The sequence below is a fragment of the Burkholderia sp. AU45274 genome (genome assembly GCF_030482505.1).
In the GTDB taxonomy this organism is placed as follows: domain Bacteria; phylum Pseudomonadota; class Gammaproteobacteria; order Burkholderiales; family Burkholderiaceae; genus Burkholderia.
This window is the reverse complement of sequence record NZ_JAUJQE010000022.1, coordinates 1-25,813: the sequence shown is the minus strand read 5'-3', so window position 1 is coordinate 25,813 and position 25,813 is coordinate 1. Positions and strand designations below refer to the sequence as shown.

General features: G+C 64.8%; 26 protein-coding genes and 1 tRNA gene. 15 read left to right on the top strand and 12 right to left on the bottom strand.

The genetic code is table 11. From position 1 onward, the window contains the following. Positions 1-300: 300 nt before the first annotated feature. Positions 301-717, bottom strand: a complete 417-nt coding sequence (locus tag QZM35_RS36985; protein ID WP_301777734.1) for a hypothetical protein — start codon at positions 715-717, stop codon at positions 301-303. Between the two features lie 45 nt (positions 718-762). Further along, the gene (locus tag QZM35_RS36980) at positions 763-1,392 is read right to left on the bottom strand and encodes a LysE family translocator (protein WP_301777733.1); all 630 of its coding nucleotides are present in this window, start codon (positions 1,390-1,392) and stop codon (positions 763-765) included. Positions 1,393-1,579: 187 nt separating this feature from the next. Here QZM35_RS36980 and QZM35_RS36975 point away from each other — a divergent pair. Together QZM35_RS36975 and QZM35_RS36970 are read left to right on the top strand one after the other, a co-directional pair. Then, positions 1,580-1,670, top strand: a tRNA-Ser gene (locus tag QZM35_RS36975). Positions 1,671-2,057: 387 nt separating this feature from the next. Beyond that, positions 2,058-2,660: a hypothetical protein gene (locus QZM35_RS36970; RefSeq protein WP_089425823.1), complete on the top strand. Its 603-nt coding sequence runs from the start codon at positions 2,058-2,060 to the stop codon at positions 2,658-2,660. Positions 2,661-2,725: 65 nt separating this feature from the next. On the opposite strand, the gene QZM35_RS36965 is transcribed toward QZM35_RS36970, so the two are convergent. The 3 genes from QZM35_RS36965 to acs all read right to left on the bottom strand — a co-directional run bounded on the left by QZM35_RS36965 (position 2,726) and on the right by acs (position 7,155). Beyond that, the gene (locus QZM35_RS36965; protein WP_089431318.1) at positions 2,726-4,741 is read right to left on the bottom strand and encodes a sodium:solute symporter family protein; all 2,016 of its coding nucleotides are present in this window, start codon (positions 4,739-4,741) and stop codon (positions 2,726-2,728) included. A gap of 3 nt (positions 4,742-4,744) precedes the next feature. Then, positions 4,745-5,089 (bottom strand): DUF4212 domain-containing protein, encoded by a 345-nt coding sequence (locus QZM35_RS36960; protein ID WP_089425825.1) that lies wholly within the window; start codon positions 5,087-5,089, stop codon positions 4,745-4,747. 83 nt (positions 5,090-5,172) lie between these two features. Beyond that, a complete protein-coding gene (acs, locus tag QZM35_RS36955) occupies positions 5,173-7,155 on the bottom strand; it encodes an acetate--CoA ligase (RefSeq protein WP_301777732.1) in 1,983 nt (660 codons plus the stop codon). Positions 7,156-7,472: 317 nt separating this feature from the next. Between acs and QZM35_RS36950 the strand changes: the two genes are divergently transcribed. The 9 genes from QZM35_RS36950 to QZM35_RS36910 all read left to right on the top strand — a co-directional run bounded on the left by QZM35_RS36950 (position 7,473) and on the right by QZM35_RS36910 (position 14,779). After that, positions 7,473-8,366 carry a DMT family transporter gene (locus tag QZM35_RS36950; RefSeq protein WP_071333524.1) on the top strand — a complete coding sequence of 298 codons (894 nt, stop codon included), beginning with the start codon at positions 7,473-7,475 and terminating at the stop codon, positions 8,364-8,366. 113 nt (positions 8,367-8,479) lie between these two features. Beyond that, on the top strand, positions 8,480-9,103 hold the full coding sequence (locus QZM35_RS36945) for a TIGR00645 family protein (RefSeq protein ID WP_039370107.1): 624 nt from the start codon (positions 8,480-8,482) through the stop codon (positions 9,101-9,103). 34 nt (positions 9,104-9,137) lie between these two features. Beyond that, the gene (locus tag QZM35_RS36940; protein WP_069248436.1) at positions 9,138-10,661 is read left to right on the top strand and encodes a fumarate hydratase; all 1,524 of its coding nucleotides are present in this window, start codon (positions 9,138-9,140) and stop codon (positions 10,659-10,661) included. Positions 10,662-10,855: 194 nt separating this feature from the next. Then, a complete protein-coding gene (gene bfr, locus QZM35_RS36935; protein WP_011352652.1) occupies positions 10,856-11,332 on the top strand; it encodes a bacterioferritin in 477 nt (158 codons plus the stop codon). A gap of 39 nt (positions 11,333-11,371) precedes the next feature. Further along, entirely contained in the window at positions 11,372-12,232 is an 861-nt protein-coding gene (gene murI / locus QZM35_RS36930; RefSeq protein WP_089425828.1) for a glutamate racemase, read from the top strand. A gap of 150 nt (positions 12,233-12,382) precedes the next feature. Then, entirely contained in the window at positions 12,383-12,619 is a 237-nt protein-coding gene (locus tag QZM35_RS36925; RefSeq protein ID WP_039370093.1) for a bacterioferritin-associated ferredoxin, read from the top strand. A 218-nt stretch (positions 12,620-12,837) separates the two neighbouring features. Further along, positions 12,838-13,569 carry an energy transducer TonB gene (locus QZM35_RS36920; RefSeq protein WP_089425829.1) on the top strand — a complete coding sequence of 244 codons (732 nt, stop codon included), beginning with the start codon at positions 12,838-12,840 and terminating at the stop codon, positions 13,567-13,569. A 36-nt stretch (positions 13,570-13,605) separates the two neighbouring features. Beyond that, entirely contained in the window at positions 13,606-14,337 is a 732-nt protein-coding gene (locus tag QZM35_RS36915; RefSeq protein WP_085043642.1) for a MotA/TolQ/ExbB proton channel family protein, read from the top strand. Positions 14,338-14,350: 13 nt separating this feature from the next. Further along, a complete protein-coding gene (locus QZM35_RS36910) occupies positions 14,351-14,779 on the top strand; it encodes a biopolymer transporter ExbD (RefSeq protein WP_039370086.1) in 429 nt (142 codons plus the stop codon). 387 nt (positions 14,780-15,166) lie between these two features. Here the strand turns inward: QZM35_RS36910 and QZM35_RS36905 are convergent, their stop codons facing one another. Continuing rightward, entirely contained in the window at positions 15,167-16,141 is a 975-nt protein-coding gene (locus tag QZM35_RS36905; protein WP_011352658.1) for a LysR family transcriptional regulator, read from the bottom strand. A gap of 122 nt (positions 16,142-16,263) precedes the next feature. Between QZM35_RS36905 and QZM35_RS36900 the strand changes: the two genes are divergently transcribed. The 3 genes from QZM35_RS36900 (at position 16,264) to hemP (ending at position 18,108) form a co-directional block, all read left to right on the top strand. Then, positions 16,264-17,136, top strand: coding sequence for a pirin family protein (locus tag QZM35_RS36900; protein WP_089431322.1), 873 nt, complete (start codon positions 16,264-16,266; stop codon positions 17,134-17,136). A 99-nt stretch (positions 17,137-17,235) separates the two neighbouring features. Continuing rightward, positions 17,236-17,718 (top strand): SRPBCC family protein, encoded by a 483-nt coding sequence (locus tag QZM35_RS36895; protein ID WP_039370078.1) that lies wholly within the window; start codon positions 17,236-17,238, stop codon positions 17,716-17,718. 138 nt (positions 17,719-17,856) lie between these two features. Next, positions 17,857-18,108 carry a hemin uptake protein HemP gene (hemP, locus tag QZM35_RS36890; protein ID WP_039370075.1) on the top strand — a complete coding sequence of 84 codons (252 nt, stop codon included), beginning with the start codon at positions 17,857-17,859 and terminating at the stop codon, positions 18,106-18,108. Positions 18,109-18,382: 274 nt separating this feature from the next. On the opposite strand, the gene QZM35_RS36885 is transcribed toward hemP, so the two are convergent. The 5 genes from QZM35_RS36885 to uvrB all read right to left on the bottom strand — a co-directional run bounded on the left by QZM35_RS36885 (position 18,383) and on the right by uvrB (position 23,926). Next, positions 18,383-19,780 (bottom strand): 4Fe-4S binding protein, encoded by a 1,398-nt coding sequence (locus tag QZM35_RS36885; RefSeq protein WP_174975521.1) that lies wholly within the window; start codon positions 19,778-19,780, stop codon positions 18,383-18,385. Continuing rightward, the gene (locus tag QZM35_RS36880; protein WP_027784952.1) at positions 19,777-20,619 is read right to left on the bottom strand and encodes an FTR1 family protein; all 843 of its coding nucleotides are present in this window, start codon (positions 20,617-20,619) and stop codon (positions 19,777-19,779) included. The genes QZM35_RS36885 and QZM35_RS36880 overlap by 4 nt, the downstream gene beginning before the upstream one ends. A 58-nt stretch (positions 20,620-20,677) precedes the next feature. After that, positions 20,678-21,010, bottom strand: a complete 333-nt coding sequence (locus QZM35_RS36875) for a cupredoxin domain-containing protein (RefSeq protein ID WP_027786891.1) — start codon at positions 21,008-21,010, stop codon at positions 20,678-20,680. Between the two features lie 55 nt (positions 21,011-21,065). Next, positions 21,066-21,617: an iron transporter gene (locus QZM35_RS36870; protein ID WP_021163417.1), complete on the bottom strand. Its 552-nt coding sequence runs from the start codon at positions 21,615-21,617 to the stop codon at positions 21,066-21,068. A 218-nt stretch (positions 21,618-21,835) separates the two neighbouring features. Continuing rightward, complete coding sequence (gene uvrB, locus QZM35_RS36865; RefSeq protein ID WP_089425833.1) at positions 21,836-23,926, bottom strand: excinuclease ABC subunit UvrB; 2,091 nt, start codon at positions 23,924-23,926, stop codon at positions 21,836-21,838. A 267-nt stretch (positions 23,927-24,193) separates the two neighbouring features. On the opposite strand from uvrB, the gene QZM35_RS36860 reads away from it, so the two are divergent. Further along, positions 24,194-25,393 carry an amino acid aminotransferase gene (locus QZM35_RS36860; RefSeq protein ID WP_301777731.1) on the top strand — a complete coding sequence of 400 codons (1,200 nt, stop codon included), beginning with the start codon at positions 24,194-24,196 and terminating at the stop codon, positions 25,391-25,393. Positions 25,394-25,511: 118 nt separating this feature from the next. On the opposite strand, the gene QZM35_RS36855 is transcribed toward QZM35_RS36860, so the two are convergent. Continuing rightward, positions 25,512-25,813, bottom strand: a 302-nt coding sequence (locus tag QZM35_RS36855; protein ID WP_141661953.1) for an SDR family oxidoreductase, incomplete at its 5' end; no start/stop codon positions are given.

Genomic DNA, 25,813 nt, shown 5'->3' with positions numbered 1-25,813 from the left:
GGCGCGCATCCGCGATTGCCGCCGTGCTCTCTCACGGGCGGCAGACGGACAATAAATGGCCCGAGCGCGTTGCGTCAAGGGAAGGAATTCTTTCAATTTCCATTCATTTTGTAATGTGACGGGTAGACGCGAAGCCCGATCGTCGCTGCTTCTGCCGTCGTGCATGCAGGCCACGCAAGATTCGAGCGCATCGAAACTTACATGTCAGATCAATGTGAAAGAGAAATGAAACCGCCTGTACCGGCGGGTTTCAGACGGCGCGCCTACGTGGACGAGACGCGCGCGAGTGCCGATCGCGCGCTACCGGTCCTGCACGCGATTCATCCCGAGCCGAGGCAGGAAGAACGGCACCGATCGGTCACGAATCGTGAAATCCCACCGTCCTTCGATGTCCACGAACGTCGCACTGAAATGGCGGTCGTCGGCCCACGTCATGTCGTCCAGATGGCACGACGCGTACATCGCGCCGACCGTGCGCCGCGCGAGTTCCTTCAACGGATCCTTCGACACGAGCGTGAACGTGACGGCCTCCTCGAACAGGCAGTCGTAGTCGGTGACGAGCAGATAGGCGTCCGGCGTCTCGAACTGGCGAAGCAGCACATAGCCGGAAACGGTGAGGCCGCAACGTTCGCCGTTCACGAGCACATGCGTGCGCGACGGCCACGTTTCATACGGACCGTCGTGCGTTTCGAGCGTGAAGCGCTCGATCGGCTTCATCGCCGAGCCAGCTGGTGGAGGGCTTGTTCCCGATGCATCGCCGCGTCAGTTCGCGACCTTGCGATACAGCGCGACGTAGCCCGCGAGCATCAGCAGCAGCGACCCGCTGACACGGTTCAGCCACTTCTGCCCCGCGGCCTTCCACACGCGCACCGAATGCACGCCGAGCAGTGCATAGCCGGTCATCCCGGCGACGTCGATCGCAACGATCGTCGCCGCAAGAATCGCGTACTGCGGCGCGATCGCATACGACCGGTCGACGAACTGCGGCAGCAGCGCGGACATGAACAGGTAGTACTTCGGGTTGCTCATCGCGACGAAAAAGCTCTTCAGGAACGCGGTCCGGCGATCGGGCGTCGCGTGATCGAGCGCCTGCGCAGCGGCGGAGCCGCCGGATGACAGCAGCATCCGCACGCCGACATAGGCGAGCCACGCCGCACCGGCCAGCTTCAGCGTGACGAATGCCGTTTCCGACGCGTCGAGCAGCATCCCGAGACCGCACCCGACCAGCGCAACGAGCACGACATCGGCCGTGACAGCCCCCAGCATGCCGACCATCGCGTGACGCAATCCGTACCGCGAGCCGTTGCTCATCGCGAGCAACACCGTCGGACCGGGCGTCGCGACGCCGACGGACAGGATCAGGGCAAATGCGAGCAAGGCGGACAGCGACATGGCGGGGGCGTTCCTGTTGAACGAAGGGCTGGAAAATGCAGGCGGACGGAGCATGATCGCATGATGGCGCGACCGCCCGCTCGACGGTTGTCCGGCGGGCCGCCGACCTCGCGCCCCGTCCGATTTGCATGGATCGTCGGACGGAGTGGCGGACTGCCCCCGGAGTTTGCTATACTCTCGGTCTTCCGGAGAGATGGATGAGTGGTTTAAGTCGCACGCCTGGAAAGCGTGTATAGGTTAATCGCCTATCGGGGGTTCGAATCCCCCTCTCTCCGCCAGTATTCAAAAATGCCCGCGCCAGCGGGCATTTTCGTTTCCGGAGAGAGGCAAGCCGACAGGTCGGCTGGCACGGGGAATTCGAAGGGAGTCGGTCGGCTACAAGAACGGGGCGACCGTCGCTGCAACCTCTCGAAAAGGAACGGACGACGAGGTGACGTTTATCTTCAAACGCGACGGCCTCTGGTCGTGGAAGTTGAGCGCAGTCAATCTGCCGATCGACAAATTCGGTTCAAACTGATCACCAGGAAGCGGCCCCGCCCCTGCGCAGCCGGCTCGCTTCCCTGCTTGATCCGAGCGTGCAGCACACAGCAAATCCCAAACACCCCACGCTAAAGAAGCGTATTCTCCTGACGATATCCAGGGTTTCATCACCGCGAGTCAGATCCATGCGATTGAGTCCACGGTTCGCCATGATGGCTGTTGCTGCGACGATGCTGTCAGCTTGCGCGACGGCATTTTCGCCCGCGTCGATCAGCACGACCATCGCGGTGACCGCTCCCCCGCCGCTCGAAAAATCGCTGCGCGACGGCGGATCGTCGACCGACCTGTCGGTCATCGGTCAGCCCGCCTCCCCATTTCGCACGCTTCTTTCCGTTCGCGACTGCGCCGCAGGCAAATGCGCAGCGGGAATTGCCAAGCCGACGCTCGCGGTCACGGTCCAGCGCGTGTCCGAGGGACAGGCGGCGATACGGTTCTCGGTCAACGGAGAGATCGGCAGCAGCCAGACGCTGACATCGCAAGCCGGGAACGCCACGTCGGAAGTAATCATGTCGATCCCGTCCGGCGTGACACCGATCAACGATCAATTTGCCGTCGATCGGGTCGCGACGATCAAGGTTGGCGAGTTCCGCCACGTGGCCTTGCCGCATGGCATCCGTGCCTATGTCTGCGTCGCCATCCCGAACGCCAAAGGCGTGACGGATGGAAGCTGTGATTTCAACCGGGTGCAGACGACCAAGGGAGCCGAGCTCGGCATTTCAGCGCTCTGACCCACCCGTCATGGCGCCAACACGAACGGGTCCCGGCACTTGAGCAATGCCGGACGACACCCGCGTCACGGATGCCGGATGTAATCCACCAGCGCCCGCGTATATTCATCCGGCTTTCGGTCAAACAGACTCACGACGATCGCCACCGCGAACCCCGCCGGCACCCCGAACACCCCCGAGCTGATCGGCTCGATCCCGAACCACGTACTCCCCGCGAACCCCGTCAGCTGCGTGAAGTACGGATAGGTCGACACGATGTAGTACACGCACACGGCGAGCCCGGTCACCATCCCCGCGATCGCGCCACGCGTCGTCGTGCGCTTCCAGAACACGCCGAGCACGAGCACTGGAAAGAAGCTCGAGGCCGCCAGCGAGAACGCGGCGCCGACGAGAAACAGGATCTTCCCGGTATTGAGCGACGCGACATACGACGCGAACAGCGCGACCCCGAGCAGCAGCACCTTCGAGATCGTCACGCGCCGCTGGCTCGACGCATCGGGCGCGACCATGCAGTAATAGACGTCGTGCGACAGCGCGTTCGCGATCGTCAGCAACAGCCCGTCCGCGGTCGACAGCGCCGCGGCCAGCGCACCGGCCGCGATCAGCCCCGACACGACATACGGCAGCCCGGCGATCTCCGGCGCGGCCAGCACGACCATGTCCGGCTGCATCTGGATTTCCGACCAGTGCACGATGCCGTCCCGAATCACCTCGACGACGCTGATCAGGTCGGGCTCGAAGTGATGCCATTGCGTGACCCACGCCGGCAATTCGGCGAACGGCCGCCCGACGAGGTTCGCGAGGATCTCGTACTTGATCAGCACCGCGAGCACCGGCACGCTCAGGTAGAACAGCGCGATGAAGAACAAGGTCCACCCGACCGAGCGCCGTGCGGACGCGACCGACGTGGTCGTGTTGTAGCGCGTCAGGATGTGCGGCAGGCTCGCGGTGCCGAGCGACAGGCACAGCAGCAGCGCAAGGAAATTCCGCTCGCGCGGCTTGCGTTCGTCTTCGCTCGCGGCGGGAAACGGCTCGTGCATCGGCACGGGAGGCTCGGCACGGGCCAGCAGATCGTCGCGCGCCTGCGTCCACGCGACGCGCGCCGCCGCCGGATCGCGCGGGAAATCGGCCAGTTCGCGCTCGCGCTGGCTGATCTCGCGCAGCGGCCCGTTGTGGCGGCGCAGGTCGGCCAGCTGGTCGGCGAGATGCCGGCGGGCGTCCGCATGGGATGCCGGCAGCCGGTCGAGCCGCGTCTGGATATCCGCGGCCTGCCGGCGGTACGTGTCGCGCACCTGCTGCTCGTCGAACGCATCGCGCACCTGCGCCTCGCGCGCCGCGACCCGCTCCATCAGCTTGCCGTAATTGAACTGCGGCACGGGGCCGAGCCCGTTCTTCATCGCGATCAGCGACACCGGAATCAGGATCGCGCTGATCAGGATGATGTACTGCGCGACCTGCGTCCACGTGACCGCGCGCATCCCGCCGAGAAACGAGCACACGAGAATGCCCGCGAGCCCGCAGAAAATCCCGATCGCGAAATCGACGCCGATGAAGCGCGTCGCGATCAGGCCGATCCCCTGGATCTGCGCGACCAGGTACACGAACGAACACAGGATCGCCGCACCGGCCGCCAGCGCGCGCACGGCCGTACTCGAAAAGCGCGTCCCGAGAAAATCGGGAATCGTGTAGCGCGCGAGCTTGCGCACATAAGGCGCGAGCAGGAACGCGACGAGGCAGAACCCGCCCGTCCAGCCCATCACGTAGGCGAGCGCATCGTAGCCGGTCGCGTAGAGCGATCCGGCCAGGCCGATGAACGATGCGGCCGACAGCCAGTCGGCCGCGGTCGCCATCCCGTTGAAGGCAGACGGCACGCGCCGCCCGGCCACGTAGTATTCGACGAGATCGGACGTGCGCGACAGCAGCCCGATCACCGCATACACGGCGATCGGCACGAACAGGAACACGTAGCCGATCCAGACGCCGGAGCCGGTGGCCCGCTCGATCCGCCACATCAGCAGCACGAACCCGAGAAACCCCAGCGTGTAGAGCGCGTAGGCGCGGATCAGTCGGCGCGTCAGCATGGATCAGCGCCCACCGTTCACGTGGCCGGCGCGTGCCGCATGATCGTCGTACGCACGGCGCAGCGTGCGGTCCGCGCGTTGCATCAGCCCGATGTAGACGACGATCAGCACGAGGTACACGAGAATCGCGCCCTGTGCGCCGACGTAGAACGGCAGGCTGAACCCGGCGAAACGGATCCCGGCGAGCGCGGGCCCGAAGAACGGCACGATGAACGATACCGAAAAGCCGATCACCATCAGCACCGCGATCAGCGCGACGTTGAAGCGCCAGTAGCGTGCGTGGGCACGCGCGAGCGGCTCGGGAACGGGAGGAGGCGCGGCAGGCGCGGGACGGGTCGGAACGGTCATGCCGTTATGTAACAAAAAGCCCCTGCGCGGGCAATCGGGATTGCCGCGCAGGGGCTCGTGCGCGTGATGCGCAACCGGTACGATCAGCGCACTTCGGCGAGTTGCTCGAGGATGGCCGGGTTCTCGAGCGTGGACGTATCCTGCGTGATCGCCTCGCCCTTCGCGAGCGAACGCAGCAGGCGCCGCATGATCTTGCCCGAGCGCGTCTTCGGCAGGTTGTCGCCGAAGCGGATGTCCTTGGGCTTTGCGATCGGCCCGATCTGCTTGCCGACCCAGTCACGCAGCGTCTTCGCCAGCGCCGCCGCTTCCTCGCCTTCCGGACGCGAACGCTTCAGCACCACGAACGCGACGACCGCCTCGCCCGTCGTATCGTCCGGACGGCCGACCACGGCCGCCTCGGCCACGAGCTCGTGCGAGACCAGCGCCGATTCGATTTCCATCGTGCCGAGCCGGTGGCCCGACACGTTCAGCACGTCGTCGATCCGGCCCATGATCGTGAAGTAGCCGGTGTCCTTGTCGCGCACGGTGCCGTCGCCGGCCAGATACAGGCGCCCGCCGAGTTCCTCGGGGTAGTAGCTCTTCTTGAAACGCTCCGGGTCGCCCCAGATCGTGCGGATCATCGCGGGCCACGGGCGCTTGACGACGAGAATGCCGCCCTGCCCGTTCGGCACGTCCTGGCCGGTTTCGTCGACCACCGCGGCCATGATGCCCGGCAGCGGCAGCGTGCACGAACCGGGCACGGTCGGCGTCGCGCCCGGCAGCGGCGTGATCATGTGGCCGCCCGTCTCGGTCTGCCACCACGTGTCGACGATCGGGCAGCGCTCCTGGCCGACGTGCTTGTGATACCACATCCATGCTTCCGGATTGATCGGCTCGCCGACGGTGCCGATGATGCGCAGGCTCGACAGGTCGTAGCTCTTCGGATGCACCTTGTCGTCGGCCTCGGCCGCCTTGATCAGCGAGCGAATCGCGGTCGGCGCGGTGTAGAACACGGTGACCTTGTGGTCGCCGATCATCTTCCAGAAGCGCCCGGCGTCCGGGTAGGTCGGCACGCCTTCGAACACGACCTGCGTGCCGCCGCATGCGAGCGGGCCGTACGTGATGTACGTGTGGCCGGTGACCCAGCCGATATCGGCCGTGCACCAAAACACGTCGGTGGGCTTCCAGTCGAAGGTCCACTTCATCGTCTGCGCGGCCCACAGCAGGTAGCCGCCCGTGCTGTGCTGCACACCCTTCGGCTTGCCGGTCGAGCCCGACGTATACAGGATGAACAGCGGGTGCTCAGCGCCGACCCATTCCGGCTCGCACTGGTCGGATTCGCCGGCCGTCAGTTCGTGCATCCACAGGTCGCGCTCGGCGTGCCAGTCGATCTTGCCGCCGGTGCGGCGATAGACGATCACGCTCTTCACGGCCTCGCAGCCGCCCAGCGCGATCGCTTCGTCCGCGATGCTCTTCAGCGGCAGCGTCTTGCCGCCGCGCGCCTGCTCGTCGGCCGTGACGAGCGCGGTCGCGCCGACGTCGACGAGCCGCTCGTTCAGCGACTTCGCGGAGAAGCCGCCGAACACGACCGAGTGCGTCGCGCCGATGCGCGCGCAGGCCTGCATCGCGACGATGCCTTCGATCGACATCGGGATATAGATGACGACGCGGTCGCCCTTGCCGATCCCGCGCTTCTTCAGCGCATTTGCGAACCGCGATACGCGTGCGAGGAGATCCGCATAGGTGACGCGCGTGACGGTGCCGTCGTCGGCTTCGAAGATCACCGCGACGCGCTCGCCGTTACCGGCTTCGACGTGACGGTCGAGGCAGTTGTACGACGCGTTCAGCTCGCCGTCGTCGAACCACTTGTAGAACGGCGCGTTGGACTCGTCGAGCACTTTCGTGAACGGCTTGTGCCACGCAAGACCCTCGCGCGCGCGACGCGCCCAGAATCCTTCGTAATCGTTCTCGGCTTCAGCGGCGAGCGCACGATAGGCCGGCATGCCGGAAATGGTCGCCGCCTGTTCGAGCGCCGCGGGCGGCGCAAACTGACGGGTTTCGTGAAGAACCGATTCAATCGCAGACATCGACTACCCCTTGGTGAACATGAATCCTCTGCATGGCGGCGCGATCGTGCGCGCCGCGCGTCTTGGCCGGCGCAAGCGCGCCGCTGTCTCCTACCCACCACCCGCGCACGGCCCGAAGGCCGCTGCGCGATGCTGCGCCGCACCACGTCGCACGAAGGCGACCGGGCGACCCGACAGTTTCCACGATAAGCGCTCGAACTTACCCGTCACTTACGCGGCACGGCCGTTTCGCCCTTCGGGCGGCGCCCGCGTGCAGCTTTACGCTGTAACGAGCGCGACCCTACAATCCTAACTGAACTCGCCTTCCGGATTCCAGCTTGAATCGCTACGCTTTCTTTCTCGTGCTGTCGATGCTGTTCGTCGGCAGCAACGTCGGTATCGGTAAATCGATCGTCGTCTTCGTCCCCGTCGCCATCCTCGCCACGCTGCGCTTCGTGATCGCGATCGCCGTGCTGTGGCCGCTGTTCAGCCCGGTGAAAATGCGCACGGTCAAGCGCGGCGAATGGCTGAACCTGTTCCTGCAGGCGTTCTTCGGCACCTTCATGTTCACGCTGCTGATGCTGAACGGCGTGCAGCGCACGAGCGCGGTCGCGGCCGGCGTGATCACCAGCACGATCCCGGCGATCGTCGCGCTGTTCGCGTGGCTGATCCTGCGTGAAAAACCGAACGGCCGTGCGCTCGTGTCGATCGCACTCGCGATCGCCGGCGTCGTGACGATCAACCTCGCGAACGGCAGCGCGGCCGGGCACGGCACGTCGTCGCTGACCGGCAACCTGCTGATCCTCGGCGCGGTGTGCTGCGAATCGATCTACGTGATCCTGTCGCGCCGCCTCACGCAAACGCTCGCGCCAATCGACATCTGCGCGTACACGCACCTGTTCGGCCTGTGCCTGATGCTGCCGCTCGGCGCGACGGCGATGTGGCATTTCGATTACGCGAGCGTGCCGGCCGGCACCTGGGCGCTCGTCGTCTGGTATGGCCTGTCGGCCAGCATCTTCTCGTTCTGGCTGTGGATGAAAGGCATCCGGCACGTGCCGGGCAGCCTTGCCGGCGTGTTCAGCGCGGTGCTGCCGGTCGCGGCCGCCGCGTATGGCATCGCGTTCCTCGGCGAGCGCCCGACGCTCGCCCACGGCATCGCGCTCGCGTGCGTCGTCACCGGCATCGTGCTGGCCAGCCTGCGCGTGAAACGCGTGCCGGCCGCCGCCTCCTGATCCGTCCCCGGCAGCGCCGGCGCGTCACTGCAGTCGCGCCGGCCAACGCGTTACAATAGCGCGCCTTTTCAAGATTACCCCCGATACCTGCGCACCGCGCCCGACTGTCCACCATGTCTGCCCCGCATTCGCCCGGCCGCCCCGCGCGTCGCCCGCTTCGCCCGCTTCCCGCGCTGATTTTCATGAGCCGCTGGCTCCAGGTTCCGCTTTACCTCGGCCTGATCGTTGCGCAAGCCGTCTATGTGTTCCTGTTCCTGAAGGAAGTCTGGCACCTGCTGTCGCATGCGACGAGCCTCGACGAAATCAGCGTGATGCTCGCGGTGCTCGGCCTGATCGACGTGGTGATGATCTCGAACCTGCTGATCATGGTGATCGTCGGCGGTTACGAGACGTTCGTGTCGCGCCTCGGCATCGAGGGCCACCCCGACGAGCCCGAGTGGCTCGACCACGTGAACGCGGGCGTGCTGAAGGTCAAGCTGTCGATGGCGCTGATCAGCATTTCGTCGATCCACCTGCTGAAGACGTTCATCAACCCCGACCAGCACACGATGCACGCGATCATGTGGCAGGTGATCATCCACGTGTCGTTCCTGGTGTCGGCGCTCGTGATGGCGTGGGTCGACCGCCTGACGACGCACACGCACCCGGCCCATTTCCACGAGCCGCACGCCCACGGCGCGCACGCGCCCGCGGCGAACGAGCCCCGCAAGCCGGCCGACGCAGCCGTCAACGCATAAACGCATTCCCCACAGTCCCCACAGAGTCTCAGCCATGACCGTCATCAAACAGGAAGACCTGATCCAGAGCATCGCGGATTCGCTGCAGTACATCAGCTACTACCATCCGCTCGACTACATCCAGGCCCTCGGCCGCGCGTACGAGCTGGAAGAGAGCCCGGCCGCGAAGGATGCGATCGCGCAGATCCTCACGAACAGCCGCATGTGCGCGGAAGGCAAGCGCCCGATCTGCCAGGACACCGGCATCGTCACGATCTTCGTGAAGGTCGGCATGGACGTGCGCTGGGACGGCGCGACGATGGGCCTCACCGACATGATCAACGAAGGCGTGCGCCGCGGTTACACGCACCCGGACAACGTGCTGCGCGCGTCGATCGTCAATCCGCCGGAAGGCGCCCGCAAGAACACGAAGGACAACACGCCGGCCGTGATCCACTACGAGATCGTGCCGGGCGACAAGGTCGACGTGCAGGTCGCGGCGAAGGGCGGCGGCTCGGAGAACAAGTCGAAGTTCGTGATGCTGAACCCGTCCGACTCGATCGTCGACTGGGTGCTGAAGACGGTCCCGACGATGGGCGCGGGCTGGTGCCCGCCCGGCATGCTGGGGATCGGCATCGGCGGCACCGCCGAAAAGGCGATGCTGATGGCGAAGGAATCGCTGATGGAGCCGATCGACATCCAGGAAATCATCGCGCGCGGCCCGAAGGACTGGGTCGAGGAACTGCGCGTCGAGCTGCACGAGAAGGTCAACGCGCTCGGCATCGGCGCCCAGGGCCTCGGCGGCCTGGCAACCGTGCTCGACGTGAAGATCATGGCGGCACCGACGCACGCGGCATCGAAGCCGGTCGCGCTGATCCCGAACTGCGCGGCGACGCGCCATGCGCACTTCGTGCTCGACGGCTCGGGCCCGGCCAAGCTTGAAGCGCCGTCGCTCGACGCATGGCCGAAGGTCAACTGGGAACCGAACACGGAAACCAGCAAGCGCGTCGACCTCAACACGCTGACGCCGGAAGAAGTCGCGAGCTGGACGCCGGGCCAGACGCTGCTGCTGTCGGGCAAGATGCTCACCGGCCGCGACGCTGCGCACAAGCGCATCGCCGACATGCTCGCGAAGGGCGAGAAGCTGCCGGTCGACTTCACGAACCGCGTGATCTACTACGTCGGCCCGGTCGATCCGGTCCGCGACGAAGTGGTCGGCCCGGCAGGCCCGACGACGGCCACGCGCATGGACAAGTTCACCGAGACGATGCTCGCCCAAACCGGGCTGATCTCGATGGTCGGCAAGGCCGAGCGCGGCCCGGTCGCGATCGACGCGATCAAGAAGCACAAGGCGGCCTACCTGATGGCCGTCGGCGGTGCAGCTTACCTCGTGTCGAAGGCGATCCGCGGTGCGAAGGTGCTCGCGTTCGAAGACCTCGGCATGGAAGCGATCTACGAGTTCGACGTACAGGACATGCCGGTGACGGTCGCCGTCGATTCGTCGGGCACGTCGGTGCACCAGACCGGTCCGAAGGAGTGGCAAGCGAAGATCGGCAAGATCCCGGTCGCAGCCGCTTAAGCGCGATCGAACGAAAGGCCGGACGCGAGTCCGGCCTTTTTACTTCTCATTCTCATTATTGTGTGTGGCCGGTTGTTCGAGGCTGATTCTCATTACACGCAAAAGGCAGGCCCGGCAAGGCTTCGAGGCTTGGCTTTTCTCGTTCGAGCGATTATCGTTCGGTTTCTGAAGCCCCACTGAACAAGGAACAAGCCATGCAAGGCGACAAGAAAGTCATCGAATATCTGAACGCCCAGTTGAAGAATGAACTCACGGCGATCAACCAGTACTTCCTGCATGCGCGCATGTACAAGCACTGGGGCCTCGAGAAGCTCGGCAAGCACGAGTACGACGAGTCGATCGGCGAAATGAAGCACGCCGACTGGCTGATCGAACGCGTCTTCATGCTCGACGGCCTGCCGAACCTGCAGGATCTGCACAAGCTGCTCGTCGGCGAGGAAACCGAAGAGATCCTGAAGTGCGACCTGAAGCTCGAACAGATCTCGCAGTCCACCTGCAAGGAAGCGATCGCCTACTGCGAATCGGTCCGTGACTACGTGTCGCGCGAGATCTTCGAAAAGATCCTCGACGACACCGAAGAGCACATCGACTGGCTGGAAACGCAGATCGACCTGATCGGCAAGGTCGGCCTGCAGAACTACCAGCAAACGATGATGGGGTCGCCGGAGTAAACTCGCTCCACGCTTCCCGTTACCGCCCCCGGCCCGTTCATGTCGACACCCTCCGTTATTCCTGCGACGGCCACGACCGTCGCCCCCATCGGCATCTTCGATTCAGGGCTGGGCGGCCTGTCGGTGCTGCGCGCCGTGCGCGCGCAGCTGCCCGACGAATCGTTCATCTACGTCGCCGATTCGCACCATGCGCCGTATGGTCCGCGCGACGAGGCGTTCATTACGGAACGCACGCTGGCAATCGGCGAGTGGCTGGCCCGCGAAGGGGCGAAAGCGCTCGTCATCGCGTGCAACACGGCGACCGCACGTGCGATCGCCACGGTCCGCGAACACTTGTCGATGCCGCTCGTCGGCGTCGAGCCGGGCATCAAGCCGGCCGCCGCCGTGTCCGCGAGCGGCGTCGCGGGTGTACTCGCCACGCAGTCGACGCTGAACAGCCCGCGCTTCCAGGCGCTGCTCGACCGCTACGGCGCCGGCCGCCGCTTCATCTGTCAGCCCGGCCACGGGCTTGTCGAAGCCATCGAGCGCGGCGATACGAATTCGCCCGCGTTGCGCGCGTTGCTCGACAGCTACCTGCAACCGATGCTCGACGACGGCGCCGATACGCTGGTACTCGGCTGCACGCATTACCCGTTCTTCACGGAAACGATTCGTGACCTTGTGGGCGACCGCCTGACGCTCGTCGACACCAGCGACGCGATCGCGCGCCAGCTCGTGCGGGTACTCGACGAGCGCAACCTGCGCGCACCGGCCGGCACGCGCGCAGCACCGCCCCGCTTCTGCTCGACCAGCGACGGCCGCCAGTTGCAGGTGCTCGCCTCGACGCTGCTCGGCCTCGCCGCACCGGTCGAATCCGTCACCATTTCCTCGCCGAACGCGCGCGCCTGCGCGACCGCCTGATACCGGCCGGCACGCCCACTTCCGCGTGCCGCTCCACCCTCCCGACGTTTCAAGGGTCCGATGCCCTTAAAAAAAGCCTGCCCCAGGCTTGTCAACGTCCACGAATTTAATGATAATAATTCGCATTACCGTTAGCTATCGCAACTCATCATGATCGTCTGCGTGTGCAAGTCTGTTTCCGATCGCAAGATTCGCGCGTCCCTCGCAGAGGGCGTGAACTCTTTCGATGAACTCCAGTTCGAGCTTGGCGTGGCCACGTGCTGCGGCAAGTGCGAGGAGTCCGTACGCGACCTCATGGCCGAACAGGGCGTCTGCGCGAGCCGGTGCGGTGTCGAGCATCACGCTCACCCGATCCCGGTCACGTTCTACGAACGCAAGGCCGCCTGACCGGCGCCGAGTGTGCGCATGCGGCCCAGGCCGCATTTTTTGTTTTGACCGTCAGCAAGCCACCGTCTGCGCGAGCCAGCGGCTTACCTGCCCAGGAGCCTGTCATGGAATTGCTGATCGGATTTGTGACCACCGTTTGCATCTCGCTGCTGATCTTCCGCAAGTGATGCCGATTCACCCGCCGCGCCCCGGGTGCGACATCGTTCTTTCAAGCTAACATGCAGGCTTCGCATCTCGCTCCTGCCGGCGCCGTGCCGGCTGCACCACGTATGAATCCCCGAGTGATCGTCGTCGCGGTCGGTGTGCTTGCCGCACATGCGATCATGCTGACGGCCGCCTGGCTCCATCGCAACGCGCCGCCGCCGCCGAAGGAGATCGAGGTTCAGTCGATCACCGCGCAGCTCATTCCGCCTGCCCCTCCTGCCCAGCCGGTCGCGGTCCAGTCGGCCGCGCAGCAGCCTACGCCGCCCAAGCCCACGCCGCGCGTGAAGCCGAAGGTCGAGCCGAAGCCGGTGCAGAAGGCGGTCCCGACGCCTCAACCCGTCTCGCAGGCACCATCGCCGACGCCCGCGCCGGCAGTGGCCGACCCGACACCGGCTCCGGCCGCGCCGGCGCCTGCTGCACCGGCTGCAGCACCCGGCCCGGCGCGCGAGACGATGCAGGTCAGCGCGCCGAAGAACGTGTCGGCGCTCAGCTGCAATTTCGTCAAGCCGACCTATCCGTCGATGTCGCGCCGTCGCGGCGAAACGGGCACGGCCTATGTTCACTTCATCATCGGCGTGACGGGCAAGATCGAAAGCGTCCAGCTGCAGAAGAGCAGCGGCTACCCGCGTCTCGACGAAGCCGCGCTCGACGCGACGCGCGCCAGCACCTGCCCGCCGTATATCGAGAACGGCCAGGCGATCCGCGCCGCCCATACGCTGCCCTTCAACTTCACGCTTGACGACTAACCCGTCATATTCGGTAGATTCAAAGGAAACAAGAAAATGCAAAGCTACGGTATCGCGCACGTCTGGGCGCAAGGTGATTTCGTCACGCGCGCCATCGCGATCACGCTGCTCGTGATGTCGGTCCTGTCGTGGATCGTGATCGTCATCAAGGGCTGGAACGTGATCCGACTGAACCGCCTGACGAAGAACGCCGAACAGGCATTCTGGCATTCGGACAATTTCGACGACGGCGTCAAGAAGCTCGGCCTCGCCGCATCGACGCCGAACGACAACCCGTTCCTCGCGCTCGCGCTGTCGGGCAAGGAAGCCGCCGATCACCACCACCAGACGCAACCGCACCTGCACGATCGCATGGACGTGTCGGACTGGGTCACGCGCTGCCTGAAGGACACGATGGACGAAGGCATCTCGCGCATGCAGAGCGGTCTCGCGATCCTCGCGTCGATCGGCAGCACGGCGCCGTTCGTCGGCCTGTTCGGCACGGTCTGGGGGATTTATCACGCCCTGCTCGCGATCGGCGCATCCGGCCAGACGTCGATCGACCAGGTCGCGGGCCCGGTCGGCGAATCGCTGATCATGACCGCCTTCGGCCTGTTCGTCGCGATCCCGGCCGTGCTCGGCTACAACGCACTCACCCGCGCGAACAAGGGTGTCGTCAGCAAGCTGCGTCGCTTCGCGCACGGTCTGCATGCGTACTTCGTGACGGGCGCGAGCCTGGCCTCGTCGTCGACGCGCGACGGCCTGCGTCTCGCGACGCGCGCCAGCTGAGGCGGGGTGAACCATGGCAATGAACACCGGTTTCAGCGACGATGACGACGATGCAGTGATGAGCGAGATCAACATGACGCCGCTCGTCGACGTCATGCTCGTACTCCTGATCATTTTCCTCGTGACGATCCCGGCGATGCAGCATGCGGTGAAGATCGACCTGCCGCACGCCAGCAGCCAGCCCGTCGACGAAAAGCCGCAGACGGTCGACGTCGCGATCCAGGGTGACGGCACGATCCTGTGGGACGACCACACGGTCACGCGCGCACAATTGCAGGAACGCATCGCGGAAGCGGCAAAGCGCACGCCGCAGCCGGAGTTGCACCTTCGCGCGGATCGCAAGGTCGCGTACGAACACGTCGCGGAAGTGATGTCGGATGCGCAGGCAGGCGGCCTGACGAAGCTCGGCTTCGTGACGGAGCCGGGCGCGAAAGCGAAGTAACGCGCGCACGTCTTGCGGTAACGCATCGCCGGCGCCTAGCCGGCCGCACCTAGCCGGCCGCGCACAAAGTAAAAGGCCTTCATCGCCAGATGAAGGCCTTTTTTCATGCGCACGCGGGCGCCTTCGGGCGGCGGGCTCTTTGGCGGTATCGGTTGCGCCTCGAGCAACGCAAATGCGACTCTGCCGTGGTCTGCACGGACTGCGCGTTCTGCCCTATCTGGCTCACAATATATGCGGCCACCTGATTTCGCTCAGAACTTCCTTCACGAAATGGGATTTCAATATAGGCCCGCATGCACGCGCATTCAAGGTTCCGGCGATTGAAACTTGCGATTGCAGGCGACGCTTCAATGACAAAACAAATTTGCGTCGCCGTGCACGTCGTGTTCAGGTCGCCGAAACATCGGCCGCCGCTTCCTTCTTTGCGCGTTCCGGGCACCCCGGATCCTTGTAGGCGCCATGATCGAGCTTCTCGACCAGATAGTCGACGAACGCACGCACCGCGGGCGGCATCCCCTGCCGCGACACGAACACCGCGTACAGTTGCGGCACGGGCAACGTCCAGCCCGGCATCACCGGCGACAGTTGCCCCGCGCGCAGCGCGTTGCCGTACATCATCTCCGGCAACGCCGCGATGCCGAGGCCATCGAGCACGGCTTCACGGATCGTCATCAGGTCGGCCGTCACAAGCCGCGGGTCGTGCTCGTGCACGTGACGCGTTCCGTCCGGCGCGATCAGGTTGAACACGTGCCGCCCGTCGACGCTCGGCGTATCGAGTGTCTCGAAGCCGCTCAGGTCGTCCGGTACCAGCGGCGGCGCATTCTGGCTCAGCAGGCTCGGCGCGCCGACCAGCATCTGCTCGGTGCGCCACAGCGGCCGCACGACGATGTTCGCGTTCTGAGGCGGCTCCGAGCGCACGCGCAGCGCGACGTCGATCGAATCCTCGAACAGGTCGATCACCCGATTCGTCACGCGGACGTGCACCTTCACCTCGGGATAGCGACGCAGGAATTCGGGCAGGATGCGCGACAGCATCGTCTGCGACAGCGTCACGGGCACGCTGACGCGCACCGAGCCGCGCGGCGATGAGCGCAACTGCTGCACCGCGTTCATCGCCGCCTGCGCTTCGGCCAGCATCGCCTGGCAATGCTGGTAGAACAGTTCCCCCGCCTCGGTCAGCGCGAGCTTGCGTGTGGAGCGCTGCAGCAGGCGCACGCCGAGCGCCGCCTCGAGTTCGGTCAGGCGCCGCGACAGGCGCGATTTCGAGATGCCCAGCACGCGCTCCGCGGCCGAGAAACCGCCATGTTCGACGACCTGCGAAAAGTACATGAGGTCGTTCAGGTTATGTGCATCGATATTCATGTCATCGTTCCAATTTCAGAACAATCCATTGCGAACCTTCGCGAATTGAACGGTAAAACGCCCAATATAATAGCGCTATGTTTCAAAAATAACGCTATTCCGTTGATTTCGAGGGCTTCCGCATGACGACCGCTCGCTCGCTTGACCGCACCTACCCCGCGCTTCGCACGACCGAAGGCGGCGGCTTCGTGGTTCACCGCCCGTTCCCGACCCGGCTGCTGATGGATTTCGATCCGTTCCTGCTGCTCGACGAAATGGGCCCCGTCGACTACGCGCCCGGCGAAGCCAAGGGCGCCCCCGACCATCCGCATCGCGGCTTCGAGACCGTGACCTACGCGCTCGACGGGCGCTTCCGCCATCGCGACTCGTCCGGCCATGCCGGCACTCTCGGCCCGGGCGACGTGCAATGGATGACGGCGGGCGCCGGCGTCGTGCACAGCGAGATGCCGGACCCGGAATTCGCGCAAACGGGCGGTCGCTCGCACGGTTTCCAGCTGTGGGTCAACCTGCCGCGCCGCGACAAGCTGATCGCACCGCGCTACCAGGAGATCCCCGCCGACCGCATCCCGACCGCGACCTCACCTGACGGCCGCGCACGGGTGCGCGTGATCGCCGGCGAAGCGTTCGGCGTCCGCGCCGCGATCGAGACACGCACACCGATCCTCTACCAGCATTTCACGCTGCAACCGGGCGCAACGGTCACGCAGACCGTCCCGGCAGGCTATCGTGTGTTCGCCTATCCGATCGACGGAACGGGCCTCTACGGGCCCGCCAGGCAGGCGGTCGACGCACGACACATGGTCGTGTACTGCGATGACGGCGACACCGTCACGTTCGCCGCCGGCGACACGCCGCTCGACCTGCTCCTGATCGGCGGCGTGCCGCTCAACGAGCCGATCGTCCGCTACGGGCCGTTCGTGATGAACACCGAGGAAGAGATCCGGCAGGCGGTCGTCGACTACCAGACCGGTCGCATGGGGCGCATCGAAGCATGACGCACGGACGGGCGCGCAGGTGCCGCGAAACCGCCCGTTTTGCGTCACAATGACTTCTTGAACCACGTGGCCGCCCGCCACCAGAAGGAACTCGTCCCCTTGAACTTCGAACATCTGATCCAGATCAATTCCGACGATCCGGCCGTGCCGACCCTCACCCGCGACCAGCTCTGGGAAGGTCTCGTGTTGCGCGCCGAACAGCCGCAACTGTTCGTGCTCGGTCTCGACAGCTGTGTCGTCCACGAACGGACGGACACGACGCTCGAACGCGAGCTGCACTACGGTCACGCGACCGTGCGCGACCACGTCACGTTCACGCCGAACCAGCAGGTTCGCTACGACATCCTCGCCGCCGATGGCGAGATCGGCGGCTCGCTGACGATGACGATCGAGGAGCGCGACGACCACGAGCTGTTCCTGCGTTTCGAATACCGCACGACGCTGGTCGTCACGGACGACAGCGAAGACGCGCGTCAGACGCACGGGATCGTCAAGGAAGCGTACCGCACGTCGGATATCGACACGGTCCGCCTGATCCGCGAATACGCGCAGGGCCGCAAGGATCCCGATCCGCTGCACTGAACCCGATGGCGGCCTGCGGGCCGCCCCTTTGACTCAAGCTATCAGGTTCTTCGTTTCGATCGATAAAGAGTTTTTGTAAATGGGAATAGTTATCATTTAGAATTCATTCCATCGTATCGACAGTCACCGATCAACCGAATGACCGACACCATGCGCCCGACCCCGACCACGCTGACCTTGCGCCGCACGACCGGCACCGCAGGCAGCAGCCGTCAGAAGACGGCAGCGGTCACCACGCCGGCGAAACCCGCCGGCAACCGCGAAGCAGGCACGCGGGTCGTCAGCAGCGATGCGCTGCTGCAAGGCCAAAGCCACGTCAGCATCGCGCATAACGGAGAGACCTATCAGTTGCGCGCCACACGGCTCGGCAAACTGATCCTGACGAAGTAAGACAGAGTATTGTGGGGACCACCTCCCTGAGAGGTGTTGGGCAGTAGCCAGCGTAACGGCTTGCACGCGAGATCTAGACCCCTTCGTGCAAACACACTCAAGCAGCCGTTGCAGCAAGCCAAGCCACTTTTTTTTGGTTCTCGCACAAGGAAGAAAAAAAGCGACACGTCCTTCGACGTGTCGCTTTTTTGTTTGGGCGCCCGATGCGTGAAGCATGCCGCCCAGGTTCGTTACCGCGTCGCTGCGTGACCGCCGAAGCGGCACGCGATCCGCTTCAGAAACCCCAGAACATCAACCACCAGGCGCTGTCGATGACGGCAAGCGCGACGGCGAACCACGCGAACGCCGCAAGCCGGCGCGGCCAGCCCGCATAACGCCCCGTCACTTTCCACGCGAGCCACGCGCTCCATGCGTTGGCGCCGACCAGGATCGCGATGCGCACATCGGTCGCCCAGCCGAGCGGCACATGCTCGGCACGCAGCAGCGACAGTGTCGTGGCCGACAGGCCAAGGAACACCCCCGCTCCTGCAATCGGAATCAACGCCTGTGCAAGATGATGCAGCCGCACGCGATCGAAGCGGCCGAGCATCAGCGTCGCGCCGGCCAGCAGCACCAGCAGCGCCGTGCCGTACACGAGCCCCGTGCCGACGATGTAGCTGATGACCAGCCCGCCGTCGAGCCACGAGAACACGTCGTTACGATCCGGATAGTGCGTGAGCAGGAACCACGGCGCATTGGTCTCGAGCGGCCACGTGATGTCATGGTCGATCAGCCAGCCCGCAAGCCATTGCTTGATCTGCACGAACCACGGGCTGACGGTCCAGTGGAACGCACCGATCGCGACGCCGAGCAGGCCGTACAGGATCAGCGCGGTGTCCCACGGGTTCGCCTGCTGCGCGCCGAGGTTCACGACCTCGTCGGACGGCGAGCGCAACGACAGCGAGATCGCATCCCGGTGCCCGCTGCAGCGGCCGCACATGTGGCAGTCCGCCGCGCCCTTCATGTTGCGCAACGGCACGAGCGGCGCGCAGTTGATCGGAATCACGCGATGCCCATGCTCGCCGTTCTTGTACGACCGGCGCCATGCATCCTCGTCGACCTTGTAGCGCATCGGCGCGAGCCGTGCGAGCAGCCCGAACACGCCGTTGACCGGGCACAGATACTTGCACCACACGCGCTTTTCGCGGCCGTACAGCACGCCGATCACGATCGCGCCGACGGTCGAGCCGCCAAGTACGAACAGCACCGCGAGCGGGTACTGGTACACGCTCACCATCTGCCCGTAGATCGTCGTGAGCCCGAACGCGACGAACGGCCAGCCGCCCCACCGCATCCAGCGCGGAATCGGGCCACCACGGCCGAACTTGCTCGCGAATTCGGTGAGCGCCCCTTCCGGACACAGCACGCCGCACCAGACACGGCCGAGCATCACCATCGACAGCAGTACGAACGGCCACCAGATGCCCCAGAACGTGAATTGCGCGATCAGCGTGAGGTTGTTCCACAGGTGTGCGGAGTCGTCCGGCAGCGGCAACACCGCCGGCACGATGATCAGGAACGCATAGACGGCGACGACGGCCCACTGGATGCCGCGGATCAGCGCACCGTGGCGCTGCATCCATTGGCCGGCCTGCGCGAGCCAGCCCTGCTTGGCTGCGGCGACAACGCTCATGCCGCGCGACCTGCCGCGACTGCCGGACGACGGCTCGCGCGCTTCATCAGCAGCCAGACCACCGCCCAGTACACCGCATACGCGACCAGGTTGGTCAGCGCCGGGTGGGCACGATAGCCGGTCAGCGTGGCGACGAGCGAGCCGAACGTGCCCGAATCATCGAGGATCGCGGACGTGTCCCACACCTGCGAAATGCCGAGCGGCAGGATTTCCTTGTCGATCAGCTTGTCGACGCCCGTCTGGAACAGGCCGGCGCCGAGGAACAGCAGCATCACTTCCGTGACGCGGAAGAAATGCCGCCACGAGAAATACTTGCCGCCGAGTTGCAGCAGATAGAACGTGAGGAACGCGAGGCCGAGGCCGATCACGACCGCGAGCATCTGGCTGCCGTCGACGTGACCCGACTGGCCGAAACCGAGACCGTACAGGAAGATCACCGTCTCGCTGCCTTCGCGCGCGATCGCGAGCGCGACCAGCACCGCGACACCCCACCAGTTCGAATCGCGCGTGCTCTGCTGCAGCGATTGCTCCATGTCGCGCTTCAGCGTGCGGCCATGCCGGCGCATCCACAGCACCATCTGCACGATCAGCACGCATGCGATCAGCACCATGGCAGTCTGGAAGTAGTCCTGCGCGTCGCCGGACAGCACTTCGGTGAAACCGACCAGTGCGGCACCGAGGCCGACGGCCATCAGCAAGCCGACACCGACGCCGGCCCAGAGAAAAGGCAGGCCGCGGCGCGCGTCGTCGTCGCCGTTTTTCAGCCATGCATAGAGAATGCCGACGACGAGCAGCGCTTCGACGCTCTCCCGCCAGACGATGAACAAGATCTGACCCATCGATACCTCCTGACGCGCGGTACACCAGGCAGGTGCGCCCGCGCGCAGATAAAACGCATTACTTCGCGACGATCACGCCCTGCGCCTGCTGGTGGAAATCGTCGAAAAACTTGTATTCACCCGGTGACAACGGTGCGACGACCACGAATGAATCGGCGCCCGGCGCGAGCACCTTCTCCTTGCGCAGTTGCACGCTCTCGAATTCGGCGGCGCCCTTGCCGGTGTTCTTGATCTCGATCTTGAAACGCTGGCCGGCCGGCACTTCGATGCGGGCGGGATTCAGCTTGCCGTCCGTCATCTCGAGCTTGAACGTCGGCAGATCGGCAGCGTACGCTGCGCCGGCAAGCCACAACGCAGCGGCTGCGGCAACGATTTTCTGGGGAATTTTCATTCTGGGTTCTCTACGCCGACGGCGCGCCGAAGCGCGCCGTTCGTGATGCCACCGATCAGTAACCGCCCTTCTTGCCGATACCGGCGAACGGGAAGTCGTACTCGAGGGTAATGGGCTTGAACCATGCGCCCACGCCCGTTTCCTTGTCGATGTGACGGCCGAACGCCATGTGGCCCGTCTGCATCGGCGGCTTGACGACCATCGTCAGGTGGTACTTGCCCGGGCCGTTCAGCTTCACGTTGTCGCCGTAGTGCGGACCGTCGCTCGCGACCATGCCCATCAGGTCGCCTTCAGCCTTCCACTTCGTGTCGCCCTGCTTCGTCAGCTTGTACGTGACCTGCAGGTACGGCATCCAGTCGCCTTCCGCGAAACCCGTCGGGTTGTTCTTGACCGCATGGATGTCGGCCTCGAGGTGGATGTCGGAATCCGACGCCTTGCGCATCATCCCTTCCGGGTCCATCGTGATCGGCTGCAGGTACACCGCGCCGATTTCCATGCCGCCCTGGATCTGCTGCTTGCCGATCGGATATTCGGCAGCCGAGGCCGACATCGCGGCAAGCGCCGCCGCTACCGCAACCGTCGTGCGGATGAACGAAGAACCCAACATGGACACTCCTTGTTATTTGATCTGGAACCATGCGAACCGACCGCCAGCCGGCCCACTGAAAACACTAACGCGACAAAGAACGTTAATGCGAACAATTCTCAATAATCACTAAGTTTAGCACCGAACCTGTTTCGGAACAAACGACGAGCCGTGTAAACCCCTGATCCGACAAGGCTTACAGGTTCGTTACGCAGGGTTTCGGTGACGCTTGGAAAGATTTACCGGCCGCCGTTGACGTGATCGCCGACGTTCGCGCCGAACACACGCTCGCGCAGCAGCGCAAGTTGGTCGCGGGTCGCGGCGGCCTTCTCGAACTCGAGATTCTTCGCGTAGTCGGCCATCTGCTTTTCGAGGCGCTTGATTTCCTTGGCGAGCTGCTTTTCCGACATGTCCTCGAATTTCGCGCGCTGCTGCGCCTCCTTCAGCTCCGCGCGTGCCTCGTCCGCGTTGTAGACGCCGTCGATGATGTCCTTGATGCGCTTCACGACCCCGCGCGGCGTGATGCCCATCTTTTCGTTGTGCGCGATCTGCTTCGCACGGCGCCGCTCGGTCTCGCCGATCGCGCGCTTCATCGACTCGGTCATGTTGTCCGCGTAGAGGATCGCCTTGCCGTTCACGTTCCGCGCCGCGCGGCCGATCGTCTGGATCAGCGAGCGCTCCGCGCGCAGGAAGCCCTCCTTGTCCGCGTCGAGGATCGCGACGAGCGACACCTCGGGAATGTCGAGCCCTTCCCGCAGCAGGTTGATCCCGACCAGCACGTCGAACGTGCCGAGCCGCAGGTCGCGGATGATCTCGACGCGCTCGACCGTATCGATGTCGCTGTGCAGGTAACGCACCTTGACCCCGTGATCGGCCAGAAACTCGGTGAGCTGCTCGGCCATGCGCTTCGTCAGCACGGTGATCAGCACGCGCTCCTCGGCCTTGACGCGCGCGTTGATCTCGGCCAGCACGTCGTCGACCTGCGAGCTCGCCGGCCGCACTTCGATTTCCGGATCGACCAGGCCCGTCGGCCGCACGACCTGTTCGGCGATCTGCCCGGTCACGCTCTTCTCGTAGTCGGCCGGCGTGGCCGACACGAACACGACCTGGCGCATCTTGCGTTCGAACTCGGGGAACTTCAGCGGCCGGTTGTCCAGCGCCGACGGCAGCCGGAACCCGTAGTTGACGAGGTTTTCCTTGCGTGCGCGGTCGCCGTTGTACATGCCGTTCAGCTGGCCGATCAGCACGTGCGACTCGTCGAGCAGCATCAGCGCATCGGGCGGCAGGTAGTCGACGAGGGTCGGCGGCGGATCGCCGGGCGCCGCGCCCGAGAAATGTCGCGAGTAGTTCTCGATGCCCTTGCAGAAGCCGAGCTCCTGCAGCATCTCGAGATCGAAGCGCGTGCGCTGCTCGAGGCGCTGCGCCTCGACGAGCTTGCCGTCGTTGTGAAAGTACTCGAGGCGCTCGCGCAATTCGTCCTTGATCGTCTCGACCGCGCGCATCACGGTGTCGCGCGGCGTCACGTAGTGCGACGACGGATACACGGTGAAGCGCGGGATCTTCTGCCGCACGCGCCCCGTCAGCGGGTCGAACAGCTGCAGCGTCTCCACCTCGTCGTCGAACAGTTCGACGCGCACGGCCAGCTCCGCGTGTTCGGCCGGGAAGATGTCGATCGTGTCGCCGCGCACGCGGAACGTGCCGCGCTGGAAATCCTGCTCGTTGCGCGTGTACTGCATCGCGATCAGCCGCGCGATCACGTCTCGCTGGCCGAGCTTGTCGCCGGCGCGCAGCGTCAGGATCATCTGGTGATATTCGGACGGATTGCCGATACCGTAGATCGCCGACACCGTCGCGACAATCACGACGTCGCGGCGCTCCATCAGGCTCTTCGTCGCCGACAGCCGCATCTGCTCGATGTGCTCGTTGATCGACGAGTCCTTCTCGATGAACAGGTCGCGCTGCGGCACGTACGCTTCAGGCTGGTAATAGTCGTAGTACGAGACGAAGTACTCGACCGCGTTGCGCGGGAAGAACTCGCGAAATTCCGAGTAGAGCTGCGCGGCGAGCGTCTTGTTCGGCGCGAACACGATCGCCGGGCGGCCGAGCCGCGCGATCGTGTTCGCCATCGTGAAGGTCTTGCCCGAGCCCGTCACGCCGAGCAGCGTCTGGAACGAGAGGCCGTCCTCGACCCCTTCGACGAGCGTCTGGATCGCGGTCGGCTGGTCGCCTGCGGGCGGATACGGTTGATACAGCTGGAACGGCGACCCTTCGAAGGTCACGAATTTCGATTCGTCGAGCGCGTCGCCGGTTTCGGCTTTATGTTCGGACATGGAATGCGGCCGGAGCGAGGGCAAAGAAAGCATTCTAGCGCTTCGCGGCCTCGCGAACTGCTGCCGGCTCCTGACGCGCGACGGCCGCCCAAAATCGCGATCCCCGGCCGAATTTCGCCGCCGAAACGCCGCCCCCGCCTGCGTGAATTCGCTACAATGTCAGGCTGCTGCGCTTTCCGGCGTCGTGCCTGCCAGCGCGCGGTTCATCCACCGCGCCCGCCCCGCCCGTTGAAAGCCTGACCCTCTTTTCACTACTGCCGAATCATCATGTCGCTCTTCTCCGCTGTCCAGCTTGCTCCCCGCGACCCGATCCTGGGCCTGAACGAAGCCTTCAACGCCGATACGCGTCCGACCAAGGTCAACCTCGGCGTCGGTGTGTACACGAACGAAGAAGGCAAGATTCCGCTGCTGCGCGCGGTTCGTGAAGCAGAGAAGGTGCGTGTCGAAGCCGGCCTGCCGCGCGGCTACCTGCCGATCGACGGCATCGCCGCCTACGATGCGGCCGTGCAGAAGCTGCTGCTCGGCAACGACTCGCCGCTGATCGCGGCAGGTCGCGTGGTCACGGCCCAGGCACTGGGCGGCACGGGCGCGCTGAAAATCGGCGCCGATTTCCTGCGCACCGTGAACCCGAACGTGAAGGTCGCGATCAGCGATCCGAGCTGGGAAAACCACCGCGCGCTGTTCGAAGCAGCCGGCTTCGAAGTCGTTGCGTACCCGTATTACGACGCTGCCACCAATGGCGTGAACTTCGAAGGCATGCTGTCGGCACTGAACAGCTACGCGGCAGGTACGGTCGTCGTGCTGCACGCGTGCTGCCACAACCCGACCGGCGTGGACCTGACCGAAGCGCAATGGCAACAGGTCGTCGACGTCGTGAAGGCACGCAACCTCGTGCCGTTCCTCGACATGGCCTACCAGGGTTTCGGCGAGAACATCGAGGCCGATGCCGCTGCCGTGCGCCTGTTTGCCGCGGCTGACCTGAACGCATTCGTGTCGTCGTCGTTCTCGAAGTCGTTCTCGCTGTACGGCGAGCGCGTCGGCGCACTGTCGATCATCACGTCGAGCAAGGAAGAAGCGACGCGCGTGCTGTCGCAACTGAAGCGCGTGATCCGCACGAACTACTCGAACCCGCCGACCCATGGCGGCGCCGTGGTCGCAGCGGTGCTCGCTTCGCCGGAACTGCACGCTTCGTGGGTGCAGGAACTCGGTGAAATGCGCGATCGCATCCGCGCAATGCGCAATGGTCTCGTCGAGCGCCTGAAGGCAAGCGGTGTCGATCGCGACTTCAGCTTCATCAACGAGCAGCGCGGGATGTTCTCGTATTCGGGCCTGACCTCGGCGCAAGTCGATCGCCTGCGCGACGAGTTCGGCATCTACGCAGTCGGCACGGGCCGGATCTGCGTCGCAGCACTGAACACGCGCAACCTCGACGTGGTCGCCAATGCGGTCGCAGCCGTCCTGAAGTAACACGGCTTGAGCAGGCGGCAGCCGTCATCGTCCCCGCCCTGCCAAAATGAAAAACGCGCTCCGTGGAGCGCGTTTTTTATGCCATTCACCGGCGGGCAGCGACCCGCCCGCACCCGCATCACTGCATGAACCAGCCGTGGCTGACGACGACCGACTGGCCCGTGAGCGCGGCGCTCGGGAAGGCCGACAGGAACAGCACCGTCTGCGCGACGTCCTGGACGGTCGTGAACACGCCGTCGACCGTATTGCCGAGCATCACCTTCTTCACCACTTCCTCTTCGCTGATCCCGAGTTCCTTCGCCTGCTCCGGAATCTGCTTGTCGACCAGCGGCGTGCGCACGAAGCCCGGACACACGACGTGCGAGCGCACGTTGTGCTTTGCGCCTTCCTTCGCCAGCACGCGGGCCAGGCCGAGCAGGC

What these genes read in the sequence shown, in the direction of transcription:
- QZM35_RS36985 (WP_301777734.1), bottom strand. Translation starts at nt 717, where the DNA reads ATGAAGCCGATCGAGCGCTTCACGCTCGAAACGCACGACGGTCCGTAT.
- QZM35_RS36980 (WP_301777733.1), bottom strand. Translation starts at nt 1,392, where the DNA reads ATGTCGCTGTCCGCCTTGCTCGCATTTGCCCTGATCCTGTCCGTCGGC.
- QZM35_RS36970 (WP_089425823.1), top strand. Translation starts at nt 2,058, where the DNA reads ATGCGATTGAGTCCACGGTTCGCCATGATGGCTGTTGCTGCGACGATG.
- QZM35_RS36965 (WP_089431318.1), bottom strand. Translation starts at nt 4,741, where the DNA reads ATGCTGACGCGCCGACTGATCCGCGCCTACGCGCTCTACACGCTGGGG.
- QZM35_RS36960 (WP_089425825.1), bottom strand. Translation starts at nt 5,089, where the DNA reads ATGACCGTTCCGACCCGTCCCGCGCCTGCCGCGCCTCCTCCCGTTCCC.
- acs (WP_301777732.1), bottom strand. Translation starts at nt 7,155, where the DNA reads ATGTCTGCGATTGAATCGGTTCTTCACGAAACCCGTCAGTTTGCGCCG.
- QZM35_RS36945 (WP_039370107.1), top strand. Translation starts at nt 8,480, where the DNA reads ATGTCTGCCCCGCATTCGCCCGGCCGCCCCGCGCGTCGCCCGCTTCGC.
- QZM35_RS36940 (WP_069248436.1), top strand. Translation starts at nt 9,138, where the DNA reads ATGACCGTCATCAAACAGGAAGACCTGATCCAGAGCATCGCGGATTCG.
- bfr (WP_011352652.1), top strand. Translation starts at nt 10,856, where the DNA reads ATGCAAGGCGACAAGAAAGTCATCGAATATCTGAACGCCCAGTTGAAG.
- murI (WP_089425828.1), top strand. Translation starts at nt 11,372, where the DNA reads ATGTCGACACCCTCCGTTATTCCTGCGACGGCCACGACCGTCGCCCCC.
- QZM35_RS36925 (WP_039370093.1), top strand. Translation starts at nt 12,383, where the DNA reads ATGATCGTCTGCGTGTGCAAGTCTGTTTCCGATCGCAAGATTCGCGCG.
- QZM35_RS36920 (WP_089425829.1), top strand. Translation starts at nt 12,838, where the DNA reads ATGCAGGCTTCGCATCTCGCTCCTGCCGGCGCCGTGCCGGCTGCACCA.
- QZM35_RS36915 (WP_085043642.1), top strand. Translation starts at nt 13,606, where the DNA reads ATGCAAAGCTACGGTATCGCGCACGTCTGGGCGCAAGGTGATTTCGTC.
- QZM35_RS36910 (WP_039370086.1), top strand. Translation starts at nt 14,351, where the DNA reads ATGGCAATGAACACCGGTTTCAGCGACGATGACGACGATGCAGTGATG.
- QZM35_RS36905 (WP_011352658.1), bottom strand. Translation starts at nt 16,141, where the DNA reads ATGAATATCGATGCACATAACCTGAACGACCTCATGTACTTTTCGCAG.
- QZM35_RS36900 (WP_089431322.1), top strand. Translation starts at nt 16,264, where the DNA reads ATGACGACCGCTCGCTCGCTTGACCGCACCTACCCCGCGCTTCGCACG.
- hemP (WP_039370075.1), top strand. Translation starts at nt 17,857, where the DNA reads ATGACCGACACCATGCGCCCGACCCCGACCACGCTGACCTTGCGCCGC.
- QZM35_RS36885 (WP_174975521.1), bottom strand. Translation starts at nt 19,780, where the DNA reads ATGAGCGTTGTCGCCGCAGCCAAGCAGGGCTGGCTCGCGCAGGCCGGC.
- QZM35_RS36880 (WP_027784952.1), bottom strand. Translation starts at nt 20,619, where the DNA reads ATGGGTCAGATCTTGTTCATCGTCTGGCGGGAGAGCGTCGAAGCGCTG.
- QZM35_RS36875 (WP_027786891.1), bottom strand. Translation starts at nt 21,010, where the DNA reads ATGAAAATTCCCCAGAAAATCGTTGCCGCAGCCGCTGCGTTGTGGCTT.
- QZM35_RS36870 (WP_021163417.1), bottom strand. Translation starts at nt 21,617, where the DNA reads ATGTTGGGTTCTTCGTTCATCCGCACGACGGTTGCGGTAGCGGCGGCG.
- uvrB (WP_089425833.1), bottom strand. Translation starts at nt 23,926, where the DNA reads ATGTCCGAACATAAAGCCGAAACCGGCGACGCGCTCGACGAATCGAAA.
- QZM35_RS36860 (WP_301777731.1), top strand. Translation starts at nt 24,194, where the DNA reads ATGTCGCTCTTCTCCGCTGTCCAGCTTGCTCCCCGCGACCCGATCCTG.